Here is a 3,898-nt window from a genome sequence, read left to right on the forward strand (position 1 = left end):
ATTTTTCATCTCACTTAATGTCTTGTCATCTGCTTTTATTTTTTCAAACTCATCTGAATCTTGCGAATCTATCTTCACAAGCTCCATGCCTCTTGAAAGTGCCACCTTAAATACTTCCATTGTGGATACTGCAAATACTCCAACCGTTTCTTCAAGGACAAAGCTTTCAAGATATGAACCTACAAATCCGCTATATAGCATGAAATCCCTTACCGGATTATAGTCCACCTTGTTTTCTTTATCACCGTTGCTGTCTTTTTCATTTTCCTGATCATTGTTTACTTCAGAAGTTCTGATTTTATCTCCATTATCTGCAACTCCATATGTATCCGTGTCTATATCAACAAACACTGTACCTTCAGATATTCCGATTGGTGCACCAAATATGCTTGTGACCTTTGGTTTGTATCCAAAGATTCCCTCACTTATCTGTCTCCATGTTGTAACATTTAATATTCCCTCAAGCATACTGTCTGCCATATCAAGCTGTGCAAAGTATGTTGTGCCAATTCCTGAAAGTGTTTCCCCCATTGCCCTGTCATTGCTTTCTTTTCCTGATTCAAGTTTTTCCTTTAAACTGAGCAGTTCGGTCTTTGCATCGCTTAAATCAGCTTCGCTTATTTTTCCATAATCAAATGAAACCGCATAACTTCCACCCGCAACAAGAGGATTGTCAACTGATACCATTTCACATCCTGCTTCATATATATCCATCCCTAATATTGTATATGTTCCGGGACGTACTGCATTCCCCTTTGCAACACATTCTCCGTCTACCATTATGCATGGAATAACCTTAATGAGATATGCAGGTGTGCTATATATATCGCCATACTTTTCTATTATCTTTTCGTCTTCATCTGTTTCCGGAATATATTCAATCCAGACATTTTTTCCATGTGTCTTAAATACCACTTGTAATACTGACTTTTATAAAATACCCGCACCATTTATAATAATACTTTCACAGGAAAACGCACCTTTTTGCAACATTTTTTTGTTACTAAGAGTGCGTTACTTCAGCATATTGAATTTGCAATGTCCTTTCGTATACCCAACTCGGCAAAATTTCGCAAGTGTCTATAAATTAACATCATGGATTCTTAATTGCTTCTGGGCAGCCATGATGGTTAATTAATAGACGTGCAATAGTTATAGGTTGTTGGGAGTCCGAAAGTATAACCATAATAAACTCAATATGAGGTCTTGAATTTCCTTATTATAAAGGCAGAATTAAATATATCTATTATTTTCAACCTCAAAGTTTACAATTGATAGCAATTCATCAAAAGCCTCCTCTTCGTTTTCAGTTATCAATCTAATTCTATGTCTCCCTCGCTCATTATTGACATACACTTTCCATTTCTTTTCACATGTATCATAAAAACATCCTATTGTAAAATCAGCAAAAATTTCATCGCCAATCTCCAACTTCCACTTTCCTAATTTACATTGTAGTTCTTCTTTAATTTTCAAAAATTCTTTTCTATTCATTTGTACTACCTCAATTTATAATTCCTAATCGTTTCATGGTATTTCCGTTAAGTGGAGTAACATATTGTCCTGCTCCTCCAGACATATCTCCCCACGAAGCTGCTGTTCCTTTTAACCCGTAAGTGGCATCAATATTACTTCCTACTGCATCTGTCGTATCCTCAATAAAATCATTATATGTATTTTGCAAATTCTTAAAATATGATGAATTAACATTCGCTATTCCTTCCTTAGATAAAATTGTATTCAATCCATCTATATCTCCATTTTTTATTGCATCTATTTTATCAAAATACGTTGCATTATTAAAAGTTCCCGTATGATAAGCTGCTTCATTCTCTACATAAGGAATGGCTCTTTCACTATATGTGTATTTACCCGTTGGAGGAACATCTGCAAAATTAGAGCCTCCCATATATCCATATCTATCCCAAGTATTAGGCAACCCATCTGTTCTGGAAATAGATTTGATTGTGCTTTCATCAAAGCCTAATTTAGGTGGTCAATCATATATTACATTTCCTTTCGCATCAAAACCTTTTACATACTGAATATCACTTGGTATATTGATATCAGCTTTATAATTTGAACTTTCAAACAATTTTTGTAATTCTCTTATCTTCTGGGCATCAGTCAAATCACTTCTCATACCAATATCGCTTATTGCTTTACTAAAATCAGCATAAGAGTTTAAACCACCCTCAACAACCTTCTTTACCTCATCAAAGCTCTTCCCTTCCTTAAACATTTCCAGTGCATCATCACCATAATTGTTTATAAGGCTTACTGCTTTTTTAGCTTCTGTCGGCTCCAGATTGTCAATTATTCTCATCTTTACAATAAACGCATTCCAAAACGAATATTTTCATTTCGAATGCGCTTGTCGTAATTACTTAATTTGCCTTAAATTGCTCTTATTATTACAATTTTAAATTTTCTTTTACTATTTTAACCTCTGCTTCATTTTTGTTTATCCATTTTTGATACACACCTATGTCAATGCTCTTCATTCCTAATCTTACCCAATCTCTATAATCACCTATCATTGTAACTATAGACAACTTGTCTTCTGTTTCTTCAACAACTTCAAATTCAAAACCTTTATAAATTGCCATTGACCTTATTATGTAATATTCAGTTATTTCGGAGCTATTTACATATTTAAAGCATACTATTTTATCTTGAATATATTTAATATTAAACGGTTTACATGGTTCAAAACCATTTTTTACATCCTCTATGTCTGTTGAACGTAACACTATTTTTCCTTCCTTTGTTTTTCCTGCTGAATATTCTTTTCCTAAATAAATTGCAAATTCTCCATCTTTCATAAAACGCCCTCTTTTCCATATCAATTTTTCTAATTTATTAATATCCAAGCATTCTAATCTTTGTTTTATATTCGATTTTATCATTAAATACTTTCTCATATTCTACTATTTGTTTCATAATATCTCTGTAATAAAGTACTTCCCTATAAAATTTTTCAAATATATCAGGCACTTTCCTGTCCCTTTCAATTAAATATTTTTTGCCATTTCTATTAATAAATAATATGTTATACACTCCCGCTTCATCTTTTAGAATGTTTATTTTATCTTCTACTAAATTATTTATTGAATACCATTTTTCATCAGTTAATTTTATCATTTTACTTCGTAATTCTAATGTATCTTTTATTCCGTTAAATTCAGAGGCAACAGTAGATTCATTATCATTTAACATTCTTCTCACATATATAGCAAAATTTCTTTTTGCTTCAATTTCCGATTTATATTCTTTAATTTTTCTTTTGTTTCCTCTTTCCACAATAAATAATATGTAATTACTATCATCTTCTTTTAAAACACTTTGAATTTCACAATCTATATATACTTTTATAGTCTGTTCATCAAATACAATATTCGTTTTTGTTCCCAAATAAATTTTTAAGCATTCTATGTAGTTTCTACTAATCATTTTATCATCAAACCTCTCTTTATTGCACTTCTAAATATCCCATTCTGATTAATCCATCAATAATTTTTTCAAAAGGTCTCAATTCTCCACTTATATATTCAACAAAATTATCTTCTAATTTATATTGAATTCCTCCTCCTGGTTGATCGAACCAACTTGCTATTACACCCTTTTGAACTGGTAATAATTTTTTTACTACATATTTATTATATATACTGAAATCAGAACTTGGTGCCATTGCCCTTTCAGATATCGGTGTTCCGTATTCGCCAAAAAAAATTCCACTATTTCCACCATATCTATCTATAATTTTGCCTGGCTGTAACTTGACCTTATCATATACACCATTAACAAACCCATCTTTATTAAAATCTCCGTTTTGACCTGGCCAATGAATTTCTCCTGTTATTTGATCATAATACTTAGGATTGTCAAATACATCCTT

At 31.8% G+C, this 3,898-nt stretch carries 6 protein-coding genes and 1 pseudogene; all 7 read right to left on the minus strand.

The genetic code is table 11. From position 1 onward, the window contains the following. Positions 1 to 915: pseudogene (locus tag DWX29_RS12255) on the minus strand (hypothetical protein); the annotation flags it as partial. A 318-nt stretch (positions 916 to 1,233) separates the two neighbouring features. After that, positions 1,234 to 1,494, minus strand: a complete 261-nt coding sequence (locus DWX29_RS12260) for a hypothetical protein (RefSeq protein WP_118565958.1) — start codon at positions 1,492 to 1,494, stop codon at positions 1,234 to 1,236. 10 nt (positions 1,495 to 1,504) lie between these two features. Next, positions 1,505 to 1,939 carry a hypothetical protein gene (locus DWX29_RS12265; RefSeq protein ID WP_147365059.1) on the minus strand — a complete coding sequence of 145 codons (435 nt, stop codon included), beginning with the start codon at positions 1,937 to 1,939 and terminating at the stop codon, positions 1,505 to 1,507. A 57-nt stretch (positions 1,940 to 1,996) separates the two neighbouring features. Further along, positions 1,997 to 2,326, minus strand: a complete 330-nt coding sequence (locus DWX29_RS12270) for a hypothetical protein (protein WP_118565960.1) — start codon at positions 2,324 to 2,326, stop codon at positions 1,997 to 1,999. An 88-nt stretch (positions 2,327 to 2,414) separates the two neighbouring features. Continuing rightward, a complete protein-coding gene (locus tag DWX29_RS12275) occupies positions 2,415 to 2,825 on the minus strand; it encodes a hypothetical protein (protein ID WP_147365060.1) in 411 nt (136 codons plus the stop codon). Positions 2,826 to 2,862: 37 nt separating this feature from the next. Beyond that, on the minus strand, positions 2,863 to 3,453 hold the full coding sequence (locus DWX29_RS12280; protein ID WP_117910781.1) for a hypothetical protein: 591 nt from the start codon (positions 3,451 to 3,453) through the stop codon (positions 2,863 to 2,865). 19 nt (positions 3,454 to 3,472) lie between these two features. Then, on the minus strand, positions 3,473 to 3,898 hold a 426-nt coding region (locus DWX29_RS12285; RefSeq protein WP_199663697.1), incomplete at its 5' end, for a TNT domain-containing protein.

Source organism: Eubacterium sp. AF19-12LB, assembly GCF_003479125.1.
GTDB classification, from domain to species: domain Bacteria; phylum Bacillota; class Clostridia; order Lachnospirales; family Lachnospiraceae; genus Eubacterium_U; species Eubacterium_U album.

Bases quoted from the DNA above. Each gene is read 5' to 3' on its own strand.
- DWX29_RS12270 (WP_118565960.1), bottom strand. From the start codon at position 2,326: ATGAGAATAATTGACAATCTGGAGCCGACAGAAGCTAAAAAAGCAGTA.
- DWX29_RS12280 (WP_117910781.1), bottom strand. From the start codon at position 3,453: ATGATTAGTAGAAACTACATAGAATGCTTAAAAATTTATTTGGGAACA.
- DWX29_RS12260 (WP_118565958.1), bottom strand. From the start codon at position 1,494: ATGAATAGAAAAGAATTTTTGAAAATTAAAGAAGAACTACAATGTAAA.
- DWX29_RS12275 (WP_147365060.1), bottom strand. From the start codon at position 2,825: ATGAAAGATGGAGAATTTGCAATTTATTTAGGAAAAGAATATTCAGCA.